The sequence below is a fragment of the Burkholderia sp. Bp8963 genome, from assembly GCF_003854275.1.
Classification (GTDB): Bacteria; Pseudomonadota; Gammaproteobacteria; order Burkholderiales; family Burkholderiaceae; genus Burkholderia.
Genome location: NZ_QTQP01000018.1, coordinates 36372 through 56968, shown reverse-complemented (window position 1 = coordinate 56968; position 20597 = coordinate 36372). Strand labels below are relative to the sequence as shown.

Annotated in this window: 20 protein-coding genes; 5 read left to right on the top strand and 15 right to left on the bottom strand. The window is 66.7% G+C overall.

The features are described from left to right. Positions 1-56: 56 nt before the first annotated feature. From DID96_RS17160 to DID96_RS17145, 4 genes are all read right to left on the bottom strand, one after another. A complete protein-coding gene (locus DID96_RS17160; protein ID WP_124600551.1) occupies positions 57-1238 on the bottom strand; it encodes a polysaccharide biosynthesis/export family protein in 1182 nt (393 codons plus the stop codon). Next, positions 1232-1675, bottom strand: a complete 444-nt coding sequence (locus DID96_RS17155; protein WP_124600475.1) for a low molecular weight protein-tyrosine-phosphatase — start codon at positions 1673-1675, stop codon at positions 1232-1234. The genes DID96_RS17160 and DID96_RS17155 overlap by 7 nt, the downstream gene beginning before the upstream one ends. Positions 1676-1691: 16 nt before the next feature. Then, complete coding sequence (locus tag DID96_RS17150; protein WP_124600474.1) at positions 1692-3104, bottom strand: UDP-glucose/GDP-mannose dehydrogenase family protein; 1413 nt, start codon at positions 3102-3104, stop codon at positions 1692-1694. Between the two features lie 65 nt (positions 3105-3169). Then, positions 3170-4546: an undecaprenyl-phosphate glucose phosphotransferase gene (locus DID96_RS17145; protein WP_124600473.1), complete on the bottom strand. Its 1377-nt coding sequence runs from the start codon at positions 4544-4546 to the stop codon at positions 3170-3172. 438 nt (positions 4547-4984) lie between these two features. On the opposite strand from DID96_RS17145, the gene DID96_RS17140 reads away from it, so the two are divergent. Beyond that, positions 4985-6511: a mannose-1-phosphate guanylyltransferase/mannose-6-phosphate isomerase gene (locus tag DID96_RS17140; protein ID WP_124600472.1), complete on the top strand. Its 1527-nt coding sequence runs from the start codon at positions 4985-4987 to the stop codon at positions 6509-6511. A gap of 130 nt (positions 6512-6641) precedes the next feature. Here the strand turns inward: DID96_RS17140 and DID96_RS17135 are convergent, their stop codons facing one another. From DID96_RS17135 to rrtA, 9 genes are all read right to left on the bottom strand, one after another. Beyond that, entirely contained in the window at positions 6642-7580 is a 939-nt protein-coding gene (locus DID96_RS17135) for a transposase (RefSeq protein WP_124600471.1), read from the bottom strand. 783 nt (positions 7581-8363) lie between these two features. After that, entirely contained in the window at positions 8364-8945 is a 582-nt protein-coding gene (locus DID96_RS17130; protein ID WP_124600470.1) for a DUF3501 family protein, read from the bottom strand. Between the two features lie 23 nt (positions 8946-8968). After that, entirely contained in the window at positions 8969-10306 is a 1338-nt protein-coding gene (locus DID96_RS17125; RefSeq protein ID WP_124600469.1) for a heterodisulfide reductase-related iron-sulfur binding cluster, read from the bottom strand. Between the two features lie 146 nt (positions 10307-10452). Next, positions 10453-10875 carry a rubrerythrin family protein gene (locus DID96_RS17120; protein ID WP_124600468.1) on the bottom strand — a complete coding sequence of 141 codons (423 nt, stop codon included), beginning with the start codon at positions 10873-10875 and terminating at the stop codon, positions 10453-10455. 165 nt (positions 10876-11040) lie between these two features. Further along, positions 11041-12309 carry an RNA polymerase sigma factor gene (locus DID96_RS17115; protein WP_124600467.1) on the bottom strand — a complete coding sequence of 423 codons (1269 nt, stop codon included), beginning with the start codon at positions 12307-12309 and terminating at the stop codon, positions 11041-11043. Beyond that, positions 12306-12467 carry a hypothetical protein gene (locus DID96_RS38325; protein WP_185732281.1) on the bottom strand — a complete coding sequence of 54 codons (162 nt, stop codon included), beginning with the start codon at positions 12465-12467 and terminating at the stop codon, positions 12306-12308. The genes DID96_RS17115 and DID96_RS38325 overlap by 4 nt, the downstream gene beginning before the upstream one ends. 25 nt (positions 12468-12492) lie before the next feature. Beyond that, positions 12493-12915: a YciI family protein gene (locus DID96_RS17110; RefSeq protein WP_124600466.1), complete on the bottom strand. Its 423-nt coding sequence runs from the start codon at positions 12913-12915 to the stop codon at positions 12493-12495. Positions 12916-13039: 124 nt separating this feature from the next. Further along, on the bottom strand, positions 13040-13393 hold the full coding sequence (locus DID96_RS17105; RefSeq protein WP_124600465.1) for a YciI family protein: 354 nt from the start codon (positions 13391-13393) through the stop codon (positions 13040-13042). 141 nt (positions 13394-13534) lie between these two features. After that, positions 13535-14185, bottom strand: coding sequence for a rhombosortase (gene rrtA, locus DID96_RS17100; protein WP_185732280.1), 651 nt, complete (start codon positions 14183-14185; stop codon positions 13535-13537). 313 nt (positions 14186-14498) lie between these two features. Here rrtA and DID96_RS17095 point away from each other — a divergent pair, with 313 nt between their 5' ends. The 4 genes from DID96_RS17095 to DID96_RS17080 all read left to right on the top strand — a co-directional run bounded on the left by DID96_RS17095 (position 14499) and on the right by DID96_RS17080 (position 19047). Next, positions 14499-16442: an ExeM/NucH family extracellular endonuclease gene (locus tag DID96_RS17095; protein ID WP_124600463.1), complete on the top strand. Its 1944-nt coding sequence runs from the start codon at positions 14499-14501 to the stop codon at positions 16440-16442. Positions 16443-16796: 354 nt separating this feature from the next. Then, positions 16797-17183: a YqjD family protein gene (locus DID96_RS17090; protein ID WP_124600462.1), complete on the top strand. Its 387-nt coding sequence runs from the start codon at positions 16797-16799 to the stop codon at positions 17181-17183. A gap of 50 nt (positions 17184-17233) precedes the next feature. Further along, positions 17234-17818 carry a YSC84-related protein gene (locus tag DID96_RS17085; RefSeq protein WP_124600461.1) on the top strand — a complete coding sequence of 195 codons (585 nt, stop codon included), beginning with the start codon at positions 17234-17236 and terminating at the stop codon, positions 17816-17818. Positions 17819-17994: 176 nt separating this feature from the next. Then, complete coding sequence (locus DID96_RS17080) at positions 17995-19047, top strand: AI-2E family transporter (protein WP_124600460.1); 1053 nt, start codon at positions 17995-17997, stop codon at positions 19045-19047. 50 nt (positions 19048-19097) lie between these two features. On the opposite strand, the gene DID96_RS38930 is transcribed toward DID96_RS17080, so the two are convergent. Beyond that, a complete protein-coding gene (locus DID96_RS38930) occupies positions 19098-19244 on the bottom strand; it encodes a hypothetical protein (protein WP_260463923.1) in 147 nt (48 codons plus the stop codon). Positions 19245-19742: 498 nt separating this feature from the next. After that, the gene (locus DID96_RS17070) at positions 19743-20531 is read right to left on the bottom strand and encodes an SDR family oxidoreductase (protein ID WP_124600459.1); all 789 of its coding nucleotides are present in this window, start codon (positions 20529-20531) and stop codon (positions 19743-19745) included. Positions 20532-20597: the final 66 nt, after the last annotated feature.

Here is a 20597-nt window from a genome sequence, read left to right as displayed (position 1 = left end):
CTTGAGTGGTGCCGGGGCGGGATCGCCGCCCCAGCGGGGGGCCGCCCCGCGCTTCATCAACGCGTGATCTGCCTCATGAAGAAGATCGTCTGAATCGTCGGCAGCACCTGCTGCAGCACGCGGTTGAACTGCACCGAACCCGCGGTGTCGACGTACACGACATCGAGCGGTTGCAGCTGGAAGCGGCTCGACAGCATCAACGCGTCAGGCTGCGTCATGTCGAGGCGGAACACTTCCGGTTTGGTCGGGTTGTCGCGCATCCCGCGCATCACGTAGACCTTGCGCGGGTTCGCATCCGTGTCGAGGACGCCGCCGCCCGACGTCAGCGCGTCGGCGATCGTCAGCTTGCCCTTCAGCATCGGGATCGCGACCGGCGTCTTGACTTCGCCCATGATGAACACGCGGCTGTCGCTGCGGTCCGGCACGTTGATGATGTCGCCCTGCTGCAGCATCACGTTCTGCTTCACCTCACCGCGGTCGAGCACACCGTGCGCGTCGAGCGTATAGAGCTTGCCGTCGCGCGTCAGGCGCACGCGCTGCAGGTCGGCGTCGGAGGTCGAGCCGCCCGAGCGCGAGATCGCGTCGACGAGCGTAAGCGGCACGTCGCTCAATGCGAGCGGGCCCGGCTGTTTCACTTCGCCCGTCACCTGCACCTTCTGGCTGCGGTACGACAGCACGCGCACGTCGATCTGCGGATTCTTCACGTAGCGCGCGAGGCTCGTGGCCAGCTCGTCGCGGATCTGCATGATCGTCTTGCCCGCCGCGCGGATGCGGCCGACGAACGGGAAATAGATCGTGCCGTCGGCGGCGACGGTCTGGCCGTACGGATCGGCCTGGCCCGGCAGCGCCGTCGTATACGGCGCCTGCAGCGCGCCGGCGACCGTCTGCGTTGTGTTGCCGCCGCTCGAGAACGACTGGCCTTGCGGCGTCGTCAGCTCGGGGTGGTCCCACACGGTCACGCCGAGGATGTCCTGCGGCCCGACGTGATACACGTACTGCGACGGATCCGTGTAGCGCGACGGCGGCAACGGGTGCGCCATCTGCTGCTGTTGCTGGAGCTGGTCCATGATCAGCTTGGCGTCGATGTAATGGACCGGGTAGGTCTCGGCCTGCTGAGTCGGACCTTCGTCCTTCAGGCGCGAGCCGTCGAGGTAGTTGCCGGGCGCGGTCGCGCAGGCTGACAGAAAAGTCGTCAGCGCAAGGGAAAGCGCCACAGGGCGCATCGAGCGAATCAGCATAGTCTTTGCAGCCATCCTTGAACCAGTCGTTCGATCAGTGTGTAGCTCTCGCGATAGTCGGCCTCGGGGCCGCCATGCGGATCGGCGATTTCGGCGCTCTCCCACTTTCCAAGCAGGTGCACCTTGCCGCGCGCGAACGGGTCGACGGACTCGACCGCCGCGATCTGCGCGCGCTCGCTGACGAGAATCAGGTCGGCGTCGCGCACGATCTTGCGGGACAGGCGTCGCGAGCGGTGCGGCGTCGCGTCGACGCCGCGCTCCGCGAGCAGCCGGCGCATCATCGGATCGATGCCGTCGCCGACGTTCGCATCGACGCCTGCCGAATGAAATGTCACGCGCGGCCCGCCGCGCACCGCGGCGTGAGCCTTGAACAGCAGCTCCGCCGCCGGGCTGCGGCAGACGTTCGCGTGACAGACGATCAGGATGTTTCGGAACATGGCGTGTAGCGGGGCCTCACGCATTCGCGCGCGCGGCTCCCGGAATTCGTGCAGCCACCGCCTGGCGCGAGCCCGGACGGCCGATCGGGTGGTATTCGATGCCGTGCTCGCTCATCGTTTCCGGCTCGTACAGGTTGCGCCCGTCGAAGATCACGGGCGACTTCCACAGCCGGCCGAGCGCGGTGAAGTCCGGGCTCTTGAACACCTTCCATTCGGTGACGATCACGAGCGCGTCGGCGTCGCGCGCCGCCTGCGACTCGTCGTCCGTGTACGTGAGACGCTCGAGCCAGCTCGGGTGATTCGCGAGATCGAGTGCAATCACGCGCTGCGCCTCGTGCTGCGCGACCGGATCGTAGGCGGTGATGCGCGCGCCGCGCGACAGCAGCTCGGCGATCAGCGCGCGGCTCGGCGCCTCGCGCATGTCGTCGGTGTTCGGCTTGAACGCCAGGCCCCAGATGCCGAACGTGCGGCCCGTCAGGTCCTCGCCGAAGCGCGCGACGATCTTGTCGGCGAGCACGCGCTTTTGCGTCGCGTTGACCGACGACACCGCCTTCAGGATCTGCAGCGACTGGCCGTGATCGTCCGCGGTGCGGATCAGCGCCTCGACGTCCTTCGGGAAGCACGAGCCGCCGTAGCCGCAGCCCGCATACAGGAAGTGGTAGCCGATGCGCGGATCGGAGCCGATCCCGCGCCGCACTGCTTCGATGTCCGCACCGAAGCGGTCCGCGAGGTTTGCGAGCTCGTTCATGAACGAGATGCGGGTCGCGAGCATCGCGTTCGCCGCGTATTTCGTGAACTCGGCCGAGCGCACGTCCATATATAGCGTGCGCTCGTGGTTGCGGTTGAACGGCGCGTAGAGCTTCTTCATCAGCTCGCGCGCGCGCTCGCCGGGCACGTCGTCGTCGCAGCCGATCACGATGCGGTCCGGCCGCGTGAAATCGTCGACCGCCGCGCCTTCCTTCAGGAATTCAGGATTCGACACGACCGAGAACATCTGGCCGTCGCCGCGCTTCGCGAGCTCGTCGGCGACGGCCGCGCGCACGCGCTCGGCGGTGCCGACGGGCACCGTCGACTTGTCGACGATCACCTTGAAGCCGGTCATGTAGCGGCCGATGTTGCGCGCGGCGGCGAGCACGTACTGCAGGTCGGCGGAGCCGTCCTCGTCGGGCGGCGTGCCGACCGCGATGAACTGCACCTCGCCGTGCGCGACCGCGGCCTCGACGTCGGTCGAGAAGCGCAGGCGGCCCGCGGAGCGGTTGCGCGCGATGATTTCCTTGAGGCCCGGCTCGTGGATCGGCACGCCGCCCTTGTTCAGGATGTCGATCTTCGTCTGATCGACGTCGAGACAGAACACGTCGTGCCCGATGTCGGCGAGGCATGCGCCGGTGACGAGCCCTACGTAACCGCTGCCGATGATAGTCAGATTCATGATGTGTCGGACCCCTTGACCAGTGATTCGAAATTCGGAGAAAGCAGGCAGGCTGCTTTCGGTATTCAGTACGCGTTGCTGCCGGTGAAGCCTTTCCACAGCGTCAGCGCGACGATCTTGATGTCGAGCCAGAACGACCAGTTCTGCATGTAGTAGAGATCGAGCTTCACGCGCCCCATCATCTTCTCGACCTGGTCGGTCTCGCCGCGAAAGCCGTTGACCTGCGCCCAGCCCGTGATCCCCGGCTTGATCCGGTAGCGGAACATGTAGCCCTTGACCAGATCCTTGTAGATGTCGTCGTGCGCGAGCGCATGCGGGCGCGGGCCGACGACGGACATCTCGCCCTTCAGCACGTTGATGAACTGCGGCAGCTCGTCGAGGCTCGTGCGGCGCAGGAACCGGCCGACCGGCGTCACGCGCGAATCGTTTTTCGTCGCCTGCGTGACCTTGCCCGCCGCTTCCTGGTGCACCTTCATCGAGCGGAACTTGTAGATCTCGAACTCGTGACCGTCGATGCCCTTGCGCTTCTGCCGGAAGAACACGGGCCCATGCGACGTGATCTTGATCAGGCATGCGATCGCGAGCATCACCGGCGCGAGCGCCGTGAGCGCCGCCAGCGCGAACAGCCGGTCGAACACGAACTTCGGCAGGATCCGCACGTCGGTGATCGGCGACGCCGCGAGGTTGATCGCCGGCACGCCGAGCACCTCGACGACTTCCTGGTTGAAGAACGACAGGCTGCGCACGTCCGGGATGAAGCGGATGTTCACGAAGTCGTGGCGGAACACCGTGACGAGCTGGTGAATCCGGCGCTCCTCCGAGATCGGCAGCGTGAGCCACAGTTCGCGGATCGCGCGGCTCCTCACGAGCCACACGAGCGAATCGAACTGCCGCTCGATCCGCACGTCGTCGAGCGCGACGTCGCTGGTCGCCGCGTCTTCGTCATACACGCACACCGGGTTGAAGCCCGCTTCCGGCCGGGCGCGCATCTGCGCGATCAGCCGCCGCGCCGCGGGCGTGCCGCCGACGATCGCGACCGCCTTCAGGTTGTAGCCGCCGCGCCGGAGCTGTCGCAGCACGACGTGCACGCACGCCTTCGAGCCGGCGAGCAGCGCCATCGTCGCGACCGCCCAGTAGCCGAGCCACAGCCGCGACAGGTCGCCCGACTGGTGAAAGCTGAAGCTCATCAGGATGCCCGCGAGCTCCACCGCGAGCCACGCGAACGCGACGCGCCCCATCAGCGCGACGAGCCGCTTGCCGCGCCACGACTGGTAGATCCCGAGCGCGGGAAAAAACACGACGACAAGCAGGCAGTCGAACAGCACCATCGTGCGCTGCAGGTCGTCGAGCCAGACGATGCGCCCGCCGTGCAGCGCAGCGGCGATCAGGCCCCCCATGACGACCATCGCGATGTCGATGACTCTCGCCAGCACGCTCAACATGTTCGCTTCCTCTTTGGACAGGCGTTTGCCGAACTGCTCCTTGCGCAGCCCGTGCCGCGCATTCGATTCAAACGTTGCATGACCGCTATTGAACCGGGAAGAAAATACCTCCGGCAAGCTACAAGTATTTCGAAAATTAATCGGAAATTCTTGCCGCGCGGCCGGGTATTTATATCGGCATGTTTTCCCGAAGTCGCAAGAAATATCGATGGTTTCAGGTTCGTTACACGCCGCTCTCCGCCTTTACCGGCGGGCGTCATACGGGAATTCACGGAATTATTTTTTATTTTTTTATTTACCCGGGAGACACCCGGCAGAGAGTCGCGGAAAATTTTCCCTGACGATAAGGCAACGAATATCGAGCGAATCGCCCGGTTTTATTGTCGATTTACTTCATGCTACAACGACAGGCACTGACATCACTCGAGGAGTGCCATCATGAATGCTCCGGCCGTGGCAGCCGATACGCGCCAATCTTCCTCCGCCGCCGCATCCGCAGGCTCGCGCGTCGCGGTGCAGCCGGTGATCCTCGCCGGCGGCTCCGGCACGCGGCTGTGGCCCATGTCGCGCGAACACTATCCGAAGCAGCTGATCGGGCTGCTCGGCGACCATTCGCTGCTGCAGTCGACCGCGTGCCGCCTCGACGGACTTTCGTCCGGCCATCCGCTGAACGACGACGTGCTGATCGTCTGCGGCGAGGACCATCGCTTCACGACCTCCGAACAGCTGCGCATCGCCGGCAAGCGCGCGACGATCATGCTCGAGCCGCTCGGCCGTGACACCGCGCCCGCGCTGACGCTCGCCGCGCTGCGCATCGTGGCCGGCGGCGACGATGCGGTGATGACCGTGATGCCCGCCGACCACGCGGTCGCCGACCTGCCGCGCTTTCATGCGGCCGTGGCCGCCGGCGTGCAGTGCGCGGCGCAAGGCAAGATCGCGACGATGGGCATCGTGCCGAACCGCGCGGAAACCGGCTACGGCTATATCCGCGTCGGCAGCCCGCTCGGCGCCGCCGCAACCGGCAATCTCGACGTGCGGCGCCTCGACCGCTTCGTCGAAAAGCCGCATCTCGAACTCGCGCAGCAATATGTCGCGTCCGGCGAATACTGGTGGAACAGCGGCATCTTCATCGTCCGCGCGTCGGTGTGGCTGAATGCGATCCGCCATTTCGAACCGGCGATCTACGCGGCCTGCGAACAGGCAATCGCGCAAGGCAAGACCGACGGCGATTTCTTCCGCGTCGATCGCGACGCGTTCGCCGCGTCGCCGTCGAACTCGATCGACTACGCGGTGATGGAGCCGCTCGCGAGCCTGCCGTCGGTGTGCGAGAGCGTCGTCGTGCCGCTCGATGCGGGCTGGTCGGACGTCGGCTCGTGGGACGCGATCTGGCAGATCCTGCCGAAGGACAACGCCGAGAACGTCGGCCGCGGCCACGTGCTGTTCGAGGACGCCGAATCGACGTTCGCGCATTCGGAAGGCCGGCTCGTCGCCTGCGTGGGCACGCAGAACCTCGTCGTCGTCGAGACGCCCGACGCGGTGCTTGTGGCCGACAAGTCGCGCGTGCAGGACGTGAAGAAGATCGTCGGCCGCATCAAGGCGGAACGCGGCGCCGAAGCGACCGATCACCGCAAGGTGCATCGCCCGTGGGGCCATTACGACTCGGTCGACATGGGCGAGCGGTTCCAGGTGAAGCGCATCGTCGTGAAGCCCGGCGCGCGGCTGTCGCTGCAGATGCATCACCATCGCGCCGAGCACTGGATCGTCGTGCGCGGCACCGCGCGCATCACGCGTGGCGAAGAAACCTTCCTGCTGTCGGAAAACGAATCGACGTACATCCCGCTCGGCGTGTCGCATCGCCTGGAGAACCCGGGCAAGATGCCGCTCGAACTGATCGAAGTGCAGTCGGGCTCGTATCTCGGCGAAGACGACATCGTGCGCTTCGACGATACGTACGGCCGGCAGTGACGTCCGTGCAGAAACTTCCGGGCAGTAACATCCCGGCAGTGATGTCCGCATGAACGAAGGGCGCCGTCAGACTGACGGCGCCCTTTCTTTTCGACCGGCGCGGCGCGTGACGATGCGCCGCGCGCCCGACTCAACCCACCCGATACGCGAAGTCGCTGCGATCGGCCTGCACCGGATCGTTGCGGCCGTCCGCGAGCGACGCGCTGCGACGCTGCGCGATGAAGCGCTGGATGTCCGATTCCGCGCGCGCGAGCACGGACAGCACCGGCGCATTGTCCGCCGCACGCACCGGTTCGCCGCTTGCGCCATGCCGGTCGATCCACTGCCGCGCCCAGTCGAGCGCGAACTGCTCCGCTTCCTCGGGATCCGTGAAACGCGGGCCGATCAGGCCGGAACGCTCGACGCGTCGCTCGTCCTGCGTGATCTCCGCCCACGCGCGGTACATCAGGTTCTGCACCGGCTGCGCAATGCCGTGGATCGTGTAGCCGCGATACTCGTCGACCTGCGGCTCGGACGCCGCGAAGCTCGTGGTGGACGCACGCGCCGGCCGCGTTTCCGACGCGGCGAGCGCGCCTGGCACCGCAAACGACGGCTGCGCCGAAACGTCCGTTTCGCTGCGCGACGTCACGGAAAGTACCGAATCGTCGCGATGCCAAACGTTTGCCTGAGCAACCGGCAATTGCCACGATTCGGGGTTCTGCCAGAACACGCCGCGCAGGCGATCGTTCTCGGCCGCCGGTTCCGCATGACGCACCGGTACGACCGGCACCGGCGGCGGCGGAACATACGCGAACGTGCGCCCGCTGAACTGCACCAGCATGTCGATCATCTGCAACAGCGTGCCGTTCGCGAGCCACTCCTCATAGCGGCGACGGCAAGTGGGCCCGGACGGATAGCGGCCGGGCAGCTTGGACCACGCCTCTCCAGTCGTCAGGATCCACAGCACCGCGTTGGCGACGACACGCGGTTCCGCACGTGGTCGACCACGACGATTCAGCCGAATCGGTTCATCGGCGATCAGCGTTGAAAGACGAACCCACTCTTCATCGTTTAGCTCATCGAAGAACATAGTAGATCTCTCCACGCAGCCAGGCCGGGCTGCGATTGGCGGCGCCGTCGCGAACGAATCGCGGGGCGGCCAGGTTGCACATTATGGTTATCCGGTTGTGCATACGGTCGCGACACGCACAAAAGCCGTGCCGACATTCCCGAAAATGACGCACAAATCCGGTCTCACTCCAATGTGGGAATTTTTGTGCACGAAGCATACCATCCCTAGGGTTTATCTCAATATGACAATGACTTTATGTTACGTAATGAAACATCATGCCAAGGATGCGCAATCCTTTTATGCTTGAATTTTTTTACGCGAACTTTATGCGCCTGACTGCAAAGCCCCTTCTGGCGGGGCTTTGCGGGGTGCCATGCGGTTGCCCGCCGGACGGGCCGGCAAAACGTTCCGACCCTCACCAGTAACATTCTCCGGACCAATGATCGAAAATCGGTAAATCATGGATAAATTCGTAACGAGAAATTGATCGATCGGTAAATCATTCAAATTCTTTCATTCAACTTTTCTCCATGCACAATCTTTTTATTGTTTCTCGCCGGACGATGACAGGCGTGTGACCGCGCACGAGACGACGCGCAGCAGAGATGTGAACGGGAATGTGATGATCACGCAGCCAGTTTCGTCGCGAACATGCGACCCTGCTTTTTTGCGCTTCGCTTGATCCTGATCAATCGCGATCGATCGGGGCGGCGCGGCACGCACGCTGCATCCCAAGCGCGCGGCCATTACGTCGTTCTGCAGAAGAAAAAAGATTCGCGTGGCGTGCGACTTTTATAGCCGCTATTGCAGATCGCCGGCGAGCAATGCGGCGACGTCGGAATCGATGCGCTGCGGCGGCAGCGCGTAGCCCGGATGATCGCAGCCGATCGACAACGCGGCGCCCTGCTTCAGCGCCGCGCGCATCGGCGCGCTCAGCTCGAAACGCACGAAATGCACGGCGGAGGTCTTCACGTCCGTCTCGCGATCGAGATCCTCGTCCGCGATTGCGTAGACCGGTTCGTGGCCGTCGACCTGCAGGTACACGCGATCCTCGACGCCGATCAGCCGGCCGAGCGCCGCACGCCGCTCGGCCTCGTGCTCGTATTCGATCTGCATCGTCGCCTTCAGGTTGGTGCCGTCGGGCACCAGCGGCAGATACGCTTCCAGCTCGCCGTCGATGCCTGCTTCGTCGAAGATCTTCTCGATGTGCAGCATTTCCTGGATCTGGTAACGGATCGTTGTCTCGTCCTCGAACAGGAAGCGCAGGTGATTGCCGAGCTGCACCGCGCGCCGCCGCTTGTGCGCGATGAGCCGTGCATGTTCGGCCTCGCGGATCTTCGCGTAGGCCTCGAGCGTCAACAGGGAGTCGCGGGTGAGCGTCATGGAAGGTCCTTTGCGTGAGTCGATCAGATGCCGTACGCGCGGCGCAGCAGCGTGAGCGGATGCGCGAGCGGCGGTTCGCCGAGCCCTGCCTCGCCGATGCCCTGGACGATGTGATGGCCCGCGAGCGCGCAGTCGGACGACACGAAGTCCGGCTTCGGCTCCGCCATCGACTTGAACACCGGTCCGCCGATCCGCATCGCGTCCTTGTGGAATTCCTTCTTCACGCCGAACGTGCCCGCATGGCCCGAGCAGCGCTCGACGACGTTCACGCGCGTGTCGGGCACGAGCGACAGGACGTCGGCGGTCTTGCGGCCGATGTTCTGCACGCGCGCATGACACGGCACGTGATACGACACGGTGCCGAGGCCGGTCTTGAAGTCCGTCTTCAGCAGCCCGTCGCGATGCCGCGCGACCACGTATTCGAACGGATCCCAGAATGCGTCGGCGACCGCGCGCACCGCTTCGTCGCCGGGGAACATCAGCGGCAGCTCGCTCTTGTACATCAGCACGCAGCTCGGGGTCGCGCCGATCAGCGCATAGCCTTCGCGCGCGTAGCGCTCGAGCACGGGGATATTCCTCTCCTTCTTCGCAGCCACGCCCGCGAGGTTGCCCTGTTCGAGCAGCGGCATGCCGCAGCACGCCTCGCTCGTCACGAGCTCATACGGAATGTCGTTGTGCGCGAGGATCGCGAGCAGGTCGTGGCCGATGCCCGGTTCGTTGAAGTTCACATAGCAGGTCGCGTAGATCGCGACCTTGCCGGGCGTGCGCTCGCCGTCGCGCACCGGATGGCCGTCCGAACGCTTCGCCGTGCGCCGGAACTTGCGCGGCGCGAATTCCGGCAGCCATGCATTGCGGTCGACGCCGAGCGCCGCTTCGAGTGCGTGGCGCGCGGGCGGCGCGCGGTTCACCGCGTTGACCGTCTGCGTGACGATCGGGATGCCAGCGAAATGGCCGAGCGCATCGGTGTTCGACAACACCTTGTCGCGCAGCTTCACGTCGCCGCGCTGGTAGCGCGCCGCCTTGCCGCGCAGCATCAGGTGCGGGAAATCGACGTTCCATGGATGCGGCGGCACGTACGGGCATTTCGTCATGTAGCAGAGGTCGCACAGGTAGCACTGGTCGACGACCTTGCCGAACGCGTCCTTCGACACTTCGTGCGCTTCGCCCGTCGGCGTCTCGTCGACGAGGTCGAACAGCGTCGGGAACGCGCCGCACAGCGACACGCAGCGCCGGCACCCCGCGCAGATGTCGAACACGCGGGTCATCTCGGCGTCGATCGCGTCCTGGTCATAGAACGCGTCGGACTGCCAGTCGAGCGGATGCCGGGTCGGGGCTTCGAGACTGCCTTCCTTGTGGGGCATGGGACGCTCCAGCTTGACGGGAATGCACGCGCGCGCGCCACACCTCCGCACTGCCGCTCAGGTTGCGCGAGCGGCGGCGTGGCGGCGTGGCCTTGAACGGCGAACGGCCGGCGGCGCACCGCGATGCGCGCGCCGGCTGCCCGGGGTCAGTCGACGAGTGCGTCGAGCGCCTTCGTATAGCGGTTCGCGTGGCTGCGCTCGGCCTTCGCGAGCGTCTCGAACCAGTTCGCGATTTCGTCGAAGCCTTCTTCGCGGGCGGTCTTCGCCATGCCCGGATACATGTCGGTGTACTCGTGCGTCTCGCCGGCGATCGCCGATTCGAGATTCAGCCGCGAGTTGCCGAACGGCAGGCCCGTCGCCGGATCGCCGACCGCTTCGAGATACTCGAGATGGCCATGCGCGTGACCGGTTTCGCCTTCGGCGGTCGAGCGGAACAGCGCGGCGAGGTCGTTCTGCCCTTCGACGTCGGCCTTCGACGCGAAATACAGATAACGACGGTTCGCCTGCGATTCGCCCGCAAACGCATACTTCAGGTTCTCTTCGGTTTTGCTGCCCTTGAGTTGAGCCATCTGCGCCTCCGTGCATGTCGGCGCGGCCGAGCGCCGAGCCGACCGTGGATATGTGGGGAACGATGCGCGCGGTACGCCAGCATCGTGCTCTTTAATCTAGGCGTTCGCGCACGCATCCCCCAATAGGCATTTTCAATCCGCGCGATAGCCGGGCGGCGGCCCCGCTCACGCGTCGGCCGCGCGCTTCAGCAGCAATTCGCGCTCCCGCGCGTTGTGGGTCAGCTCGGCGGCGCGACGGAATTCGGCCTTCGCCTCGTCAGCGCGCCCGAGCTTCGCGAGCAGGTCGCCACGCACGCTCGGCAGCCAGTGATAGCGTGCGAGCGCCGGATCGTCGCGCAGTGCATCGACGAGTTCGAGCCCCGCGGCCGGCCCGAACGCCATCCCGACCGCGACCGCGCGGTTCAGCTCGACGACAGGCGATGGCGCGACTTCCGCGAGCGCGTCGTACAGCGCGACGATCTGCGCCCAGTCGGTCTCAGACGCATGCCGCGCCCGCGCATGACAGGCCGCGAGCGCCGCCTGCAGCGCATACGGCCCGCGCACGCCGCCGAGCTTCGCCGCACGATCGAGCGCGGCGAGGCCGCGCCGGATCAACAGCGGATCCCAGCGGCTGCGGTCCTGGTCGAGCAGCAGCACCGGGCGGCCCTGCGCGTCGGTGCGCGCATGCATCCGCGACGCCTGCAGCTCCATCAGCGCGACGAGCCCGAGCACCTCGCTTTCGTCTGGCGCGAGCCCCGCGAGCACGCGGCCGAGCCGCAACGCTTCGTCGCACAGCGCCGGACGCGTCCAGTCGTCGCCGGCGGTCGCCGCGTAGCCTTCGTTGAAGATCAGGTAGATCACTTCGAGCACCGACGCGAGCCGCGCCGGCCGCGCGTCGGCGGCCGGTACCTCGAACGGCACACGCGCCGCCGCGAGCGTGCGCTTCGCGCGCACGATCCGCTGCGCGATCGTCGGCTCGGACGCGAGGAATGCGCGCGCGATCTCGTCGGTCGTCAGCCCGCCGAGCAGCCGCAACGTCAGCGCGACGCGCGCGTCCTTCGACAGCACCGGGTGGCATGCGGTGAAGATCAGCCGCAGCAGGTCGTCACCGATGTCGTCGTCACGCGCGTCGGCGAGCGCGTCCGCGATGTCGGGCACCACGTGCGCTTCGAGCGCGTCGAGCTCGCGGCCGAGCTGGTCGCGCTTCGCCGCGTGCAGCGATTCCTGGCGGACCCGGTCGAGCGCGCGCCGCTTCACGGCCGTCATCAGCCATGCAGCGGGATTGTCCGGCACGCCGTCGACGGGCCAGTGCTCGAGCGCCGCGACGAGCGTGTCCTGCGCAAGCTCTTCCGCGACCCCCACGTCGCGCACCACCCGCGCGGCCCGCGCGATGATCTTCGGCGCCTCGATCCGCCAGACCGCCTCGATCGCGCGATGCGTCGCCGCATGCGTCACGACGCCGGCCCCTGCGCGGCCGCGTCCTGCGCCATGTATGTCAGTTCCCACACATGGCCGTCCGGATCGGCGAACGCGTGGCCGTATATCCCCGGATATTCCTGTTGCGCGTGCGGCAGGTCGGCCACCGGCAGGTTGATGTAGATCTGCTTGTGCATGTGTGCGCTCCTTGTTGGTTCGCGTTCAGACTGCGTTGCCGCGGGCGGCCTGCAGTTCGCGGAACCGTTCGACCGCGTCGCTCGGCGTGAGCTCGTCCAGCTCCATCAACTGGCGCACCTCGACCTCGCAGTCCATCTCCGCTCCAAACGGCGCGGGGAAACGGCGCGACCATTCGAGTGCCTCGTCGCGCGAGCGCACCTGGATCAGCGTGTAGCCGGCGATCAGTTCCTTGGTCTCGGCGAACGGGCCGTCGATCACCGTGCCCTTGCCACCGACGTAGCGTACGCGCCAGCCCTTCGCGCTCGGCTGCAGGCCCGTCGCGTCGAGCAGCACGCCCGCCTTCGCCAGTTCCTCGTGATAGGTCGTCATCACCTCGACCAGACGGTTGTCCGGCGGTGTGCCGGATTCGCTGACGGCATTCGCCCGCACCATGATCATGAATCGCATCGTTCGCTCCTGGTTTCAGTTGTCGGTGGCGCCGGCCCACCGGCGCCGTATCCAGACGACGCGCGAGTCACTTCCGGATCGACGCGTGGCACGACGAATCAGGGTAAATACCCGGATACGGCGATCAGAGGAAGCACGGACCGACCGCGCGCACCTCGACCGTGCACCACTGTGCGGCCGGGCACTGGCGCGCGATATCGAGCGCTTCCGCGTGCGTGTCGACGTCGACGAGGAAGAAGCCGCCGACCATCTCCTTCGCCTCCGCGAACGGCCCGTCGATGAGCCGCGTCTCGCCGTCGCGCACCTGCACGCGCGTCGCGCGGTCCGTCCGCTCGAGCGACTCGACCGCGCGCAGCACGCCACGCGCCTTCAGGCCTTCCGCGAAGTCCTGCATCCGCGCATAGAGCGCTTGCCCGTCGGCGAGCGTGCGTTCGGCGCGCTGGTCGGTCGGTTCGACAATCAACAGCATGTAAGCCATGAAGCTCTCCTCGGAAGGTATGGCAGTCCGGCCGGCCGGGGCCGGAGCGCGGACCACCAGTTGGTCTCGATGTTTCGTTGCGGTGCGTGCTTCGTGTTTGCGGGTTGCGGGTCGTAGAGCATGGAGCGCCGCAGACGACCGCTATTTTGAGCCGGTGGTGCGTAACGGTCCAAGCGATCGCACACGGCGCCGACGCGCGTGGCACGCGGTCACGCCCGCCCATGCGACGCCCGCGATCAGCCCCGCCGCATGCCCCGCCGGTGCGACCGGCCCGCCGAGCCACGCCGTTTCCTCAGCCGGCACGCCGTACAGGCATTGCCAGCCGACCCGGACCTCAAGCATCGCAAGCGCGCCGGCCGCGAGCCACGCAGGCATCCGGCGGCCCGCAACGGCGCCCAGCACATACGCGAGCGCGCCATAGACGACACCTGACAGGCCCGCATAACGCTCGACCTGCGGCGCGCCGAACCACAACAGCGCGCCCGTGCCGCAGGCGAGCGTGAAGATCGTGCGCAGGCCACCCGCGTCGCGTCCGGCCAGCCATGCGCATGCGGCCAGGCACGCGACGTTGAGCCACGCGTGCGCCCAGCCGAGATGCACGAAATGGCCGGTTGCAACTCGCCACGCCTGCCCGGCCGCGATCGCCGCGCGGTCGTAGACGAGCGCCGCTGCGATCGACGCGGGCAGGCACTGCAGGCCGACCACGGCCACGCACACGGCGAGCCAGCCGGGATCGAGCCTCGTGTCATTGCGAAATGACGTTGCCGTGCGGGAACGCGATGGTGGTGGCATCGGCATCGGCATCGGCATCGGCGTAGGCGTAGGCATCGGCATAGGCATAGGCATAGGCATCGGTCGGGTATTGGTCACTTCATCGAGTTCTCGCGGAAACGAACAGCCGCACGGGCGTCGATCAACCCGCACGGTGCGGATTTCGATGTGTCGTGCGGCCGCTGCACGCAGTGATATTGCGGCATCCCGCGGGCAATCGCGCCATCTCTGGCCAACCGGCACTGGCCGAACGGCCTGTTCCCGCCACTTCATTACATCTTGCTGTCACCATGCGATACCAACCTTTCACCCCTTCCGACATACGGATCGCCCCATGCGCCATACGCTGCCATCGTTCGCCCTTGCCTCGTCCCTGGCCGTTTCGGCCCCCGTTGCCGTCGCCGCGTTGCCCGTCAGTGCCGCCTGCGGCGGTGCGGCGACGCCCATCGCCGATATCCAGGGCAGCGCCGGCCCATCGCCGCTGGTCGGACAGACAACATCGATCGAAGCGGTCGTCACGCCGGATTTCGGCGACACCGACGGTTTCGGCGGGTTCTTCGTTCAGCAGGCCGACGCGCAGCGCCGCCACCAGCCGGGCGTCTCGGAAGGCCTGTTCGTCTATGCGCCGAAAACACGCGCGACGGCCGGCGATCTCGTCCACGTGACCGGCAAGGTCGAGGAGAAGTTCGGCCAGACGCAGCTCACGATGTCGGGCGGCATCGCGGTCTGCGCGCGCGAACAAACGGTCACGCCGGCCACGCTGACGCTGCCCGTCGCGGCCACGTCGGCATTCGCCGCATACGAGGGCATGCTGGTGCGGCTGCCGCAGACGCTGACGGTCAGCGACACATACGAACTCGGCCGCTACGGCAGCATCGTGCTCAGCAACGGCCGGCTGCGCACGCCGACACATGTCGTCACACCGGCACAGGCCACCGTGCAGGCGGACGCGAATGCGCGCAACCGGATCGTCCTCGACGACGGCTCGTACAAGCAGAACCCCGCCACGGTGCGCTACCCGCCGCCCGCGCTGAGCGCCGCGAACACGCTGCGCGCGGGCTATACGGTGCGCGGCGTCGAAGGCGTGCTCGAGATGCGCTACAACGCGTGGCGGTTGCAGCCGGTGCCGGGCAAGGCGGCACCCACGTTCGACGCGGCGGCGAACCCGCGCACCGACGCGCCCGCGCGTCACGCCGATGCCGACATCCGGGTCGCGTCGTTCAACGTGCAGAATTACTTCAACGGCGACGGTCGCGGTGGCGGCTTCGACGCGCCCGACAACCGCGGCGCGAAAACGCCCGCCGAATTCGCGCGGCAGGAGCCGAAGATCGTCGCGGCACTGCGCGCGATGCGCGCCGACGTGATCGGCCTGATGGAAATCGCGAACAACGGCTACGGCGGCGCGAGCGCGGTGCGGCGTCTCGCAGCGCAGCTCGGCGAGCACTGGCGCGTGGTCGAGCCGGGCACGCCGCGGCTCGGCGGCGACGCGATCTCGGTGGCGCTGCTGTACGACAGCCGCACGGTCGAGCCGACCGGCCGCGCGGCGACGCTCGAGATCGACAACCTGAATCGGCAGCCGCTCGCGCAGACGTTCCGGCGCATCGGCGGCAGCCGCGCCGTCACGGTCGCGGTCAATCACCTGAAATCGAAGAACTGTCCAAACGCGACGGGTGCGGACCTCGACCAGGCGGACGGCCAGGGCTGCTGGAACGCGACCCGCACGCGTGCGGCCGAGCGCGTCGCCGACTGGCTCGCGGGTACGCCGACCGGCGCGGCAGCCGACGGCGTGCTGCTGATCGGCGACCTGAACAGCTACGCGAAGGAGGACCCGATCCGCGCGCTCGAAACGCGCGGCTTCGTGAATCTCGCCACGCGCTTTCTCGGCGACGATGCGTACAGCTACGTTTACGGCGGCGAAGCGGGCTACCTCGACCACGCGCTCGCGACAGCCGCGCTCGCCGCGCGCGTGAAGGCCGTGCATGACTGGCACATCAACGCCGACGAACCCGTCGCGCTGCAGTACACGCTGGATTACAAGACACCCGCGCAGCAATCGAGCTACTACGCGCCGGATTCGTACCGTGCGTCCGACCACGATCCGGTGGTGATCGATCTCGCGCTCGCCGATCGCGACACGTCGCCGGTCCTGAACCACAGTACGTCCGGCGGATCGGGCGCCGGCTCGACGAGCGCGGGCGCCGCCGATACGTGGCTGTTGCTTGCGCTGTCGGCGGCCGGCATCGGCGTCGCCGTGCGGCGCACGCGCGGCCGCGCATGATCGGGCGCGCATGATCAGGCGCGAACGGCCGCGTGAGCCCGCTCGCGTCATCACGCTCGTCCGGCACAGCCGCCCGTCATCGGGACGGCGAAATTTACCAGCCCACCTTACAATTCGAATCATTTTTACCTGGTCGGCGAACGCGAGCCGCGCGCCGCGCAAACCATCGGCGCAAAGCCCGCGCGCGCGGCGAAAAAAATCTCGCCCCGCTGCGTCAAGCCTGGCGGGGCTCTCCGCGCATTGCACCGATGATTTGAAAAATTGTCTCGAAACTCCCCCGCATTGAAAGAATCACACAGATTGCAGCGATTCTTCTTATCTTCAATTTGCTCGGATCAAAGGAGGATGATCACCATGGCGTTCACCGACTCGATCGAACACAAGCTGGACCGCGGACTGTCGGACATCCGTCGCACCGGCCGCCGTATGGGACGCAGCACGCGCGCCGCCGCGCGCGATCTGCATGCGGACGTGAAGGACGATCTGCGCGAGCTCGTCGACGAGCTCGACGATCTGCTGAAGAACGATGGCGACGGCGACATCGCCGCGTTGCGCAAGCGCGTGCAGTCGCGTCTCGACGAGGCGCGCAGCACCCTCGATGCCGCGTCGAATTCCGCGGTCGCCCGGCTGCGCGATTCCGCCGAGCGCGTGTCGCAGGTCGTGCACGACAACCCGTGGCAGACCGCGGGCGTCATCGCCGGCCTCGCGTTCGTGGCGGGCCTGCTCCTTGCTCGCCGTTGATATTGGCCGGCTCTGGTGCCGCCCTCAACCCGAAACGAAGGAGAACAAGCATGCAAAAGACTCTCGTGATGAAAGCCGCGGCGGCTGTCGTGCTCGGCAGTCTCGCCCTCGCCGGCTGTACCACCACGCCCGACAAGAATCCGCCCCCTGCCGCGAGCGCATCGAAACGCGAATCGATCGATGCGAGCGTGAATGCGACGCTGTCACGCCTCTATTCGACGGTGCCGGGATCGCGTGAACTCGTCGCGAAATCGCGCGGCGTCCTCGTGTTCCCGAGCGTGCTGCAAGCCGGCTTCATCGTCGGCGGCCAGACCGGCAACGGCTCGCTGCGCGTCGGCGGCGCGACGGTCGGCTACTACAACACGTCGTCGCTGTCAGTCGGCCTGCAGGCCGGCGCGCAATCGAAGGCGGTCGTGTTCCTGTTCATGACGCAGGATTCGCTCGACACGTTCCGCAAGTCCGAAGGCTGGTCGGCCGGCGCCGACGCGTCGGTCGCGGTCGTCAAGGTCGGCGCGAACGGCGCGGTCGACACGACCACGGCCACCGCGCCGGTCGAAGTGCTGGTGCTGACCAACGCCGGCCTGATGGGCGACCTGTCGGTGAACGGCACCAAGGTCTCGAAACTCAACATCTGACGATGCGGCGCGGCGCCGCCGCATCTCTCCTGCACCGCCGCGGCTTCGGCCGCGGCGTTTTCGTCTGTGCACCGCGGCCGCACCTATGACGCCGGCGTCTTTGCGGGCATACTCCGGTTCGGGCCGTCCCGGACACGCGCCGGGCCTTCAGACTTCACCCTCACGCGAATGCCATCATGGATAGCGGAAACGACCACCAAAAATTCTTCTATCTGCTGCTGTTCTTCGTCACCGTCGGACTCTGCTGGATTCTCACACCGTTCTTCGGCGCGGTCTTCTGGGGCACCATTCTGGCGATCCTGTTCCAGCCGGTGCAGCGCTGGCTCGCCGCCCGCTTCGGCAAGCGGCGCAATCTCGCCGCACTCGTGACGTTGACCCTGATCATCCTGATCGTGATCCTGCCGCTCGTGTTCGTCACCGCGACGCTCGTGCAGGAAATCGCGTACGTCTACCAGGAGATCAAGACCGCGCAGCCGAACTATACGCAGTACTACCAGGACATCATCCATGCGCTGCCGACGTCGATCCAGCGGCTGCTCGCGAAATACGGGATGACCAACCTCACCGGCATCCAGAGGAAGCTCACCGACGGCGCCGCGCAGATCAGCCAGTTCGTCGCGGCCCAGGCGCTCGTCATCGGCCAGAACACGTTCCAGTTCGTGATCAGCTTCGGCGTGATGCTGTACATGGTGTTCTTCCTGCTGCGCGACGGCGGCGAGATCGGCCGCCGCGTGCGCCGGGCGCTGCCGCTCGACGACGAGCACAAGCAGCTGTTGCTGTCGAAGTTCACGACGGTCGTGCGCGCGACCGTGAAGGGCAATATCGCGGTCGCGCTCGTGCAGGGCGCGCTCGGCGGGCTGATCTTCTGGATTCTCGGGATCGAGGGCGTCGTGCTGTGGAGCGCGCTGATGGCGTTCCTGTCGCTGCTGCCCGCGATCGGCGCGGGCCTCGTCTGGGTGCCGGCCGCCATCTATTTCCTGATGATCGACGAGATCTGGAAATGCGTGATCCTCGTCGCGTTCTGCGGCGGCGTGATCGGGCTCGTCGACAACCTGCTGCGGCCGATCCTCGTCGGCAAGGACACCAAGATGCCCGACTGGGTCGTGCTGCTGTCGACGCTCGGCGGGATGGCGCTGTTCGGCATCAACGGCTTCGTGATCGGGCCGCTGATTGCCGCGCTGTTCATGGCAAGCTGGGACATCTTCGCGCGCGCCGAACAGGGCGAGTGACGGATGGGCCGCGCTGCCAGCCCGGCGCGTGACACGTCACGCGCTGCCCGTCACGGATGGCGGATCTTCATCACGACCGGATCGGCCGACTCGGCATCCGCTGCCGCGACCGTCATCGTGCCGCCATGCGGGCCGACGCGATAAGCGCCGTCCGGCCGCGGCGGCATGACCTCGACGGACGGCACCGCAAGCGTCACGTCGTATTGCTCTCGACGAGCGCCCCCGAGAACCGCACCAGCCCGCCCGATGCATGCCGTTCCGCCGCGCATGCGCCCGACGCGCCGAGCGCGATGCACACCCCGGCCAGCATCGCGTGCCACGTCCGGCACGCGTCATTGCGTTGCGCCGTATCCGTTGCGCACGTGATTGCCGTCGATTTCCATTGCCGATACGTCCGCATCTGCTCCCCCGTAGCGCCAACCATTTGAAACTGGCGACCTGACGCTCGCGTCAAGCCGCCTCATGTTGGCGACCACTTTAGGGGGACGTGTCTGAACAAGATATGGGACAAGTCCGAAACTGAAATTCGAACTATCGGACGACCCCGGCCCGAACCCCGGCCCGATATAACGCTTCGCCACCCTTGCGCGAACGCATGCACGCGCCACGCAGCGCGGACACGATGTGCTCGTCCGTGGTGGCCGGATCGGGCGCGACGCGTGCGCGCCCGTGCAGGTTCGTATGAAAGGTGCGCGTCAGACCGCGCACATGCCGCCGTCGATCACGAGCTCGGCGGCCGTGACGAAGCGGCTCTCGTCGGACGCGAGATACACGGCCGCATGCGCGACGTCGTCCGGCTCGCCGAGGCGCCGCATCGGAATGCCGCGCGCGAGCTTGCGCGTCGCGTCGCGCTCGCCGAGCTGCCGGAACAGCGGCTCGACGATGCCTGTGCGGATGAACGCCGGATGGATCGAATTGCAGCGCACGTCGAGCTCGCGGCGCGCGCAGTCGATCGCGACCGATTTGGTCAGCGACGCGACCGCCGCCTTCGACACGTTGTACGCGGTGAACTCGGGTTCGACCTTGAACGCGGCGACCGACGAGATGTTGATGATCGACGCGGGCCGGCTCGCGCTCAGATACGGCAACGCGTACTTGCAGCCGAGCACGATGCTCTCGACGTTGATCTCCATCACGCGCCGCCATTCGTTCAGCTCGAGCTGGTCGAGCGAGCCGATCGAGCCGACGCCCGCGTTGTTGACGAGCACCGACAGGCCGCCCATCGCGTCGTTCGCCTGCGCGAGCAACGCCTGCCAGCGCGCTTCGTCGCGCACGTCCTGGGTCGCGGCGAACGCGACCGGCGCATCGCGGCCGGCATTGAGCGCCTGCGCGATCGCGTCGAGCACAGTTGCATCGACGACGTCCGTCACGAACACCCGCGCGCCCTGCTCGACCATGCGGCGCGCGATGGCGCGGCCGAGGCCGCCCGCTGCGCCGGTGATATATGCGCACTTGCCTGCAAGGCGCGAAGAAACCGCTGTCATCTGTCCCACTCCCGATCATGATTCGACGCCGCAAGACGGGTTCGCCGCCGCGCGGTTCACGAGTAT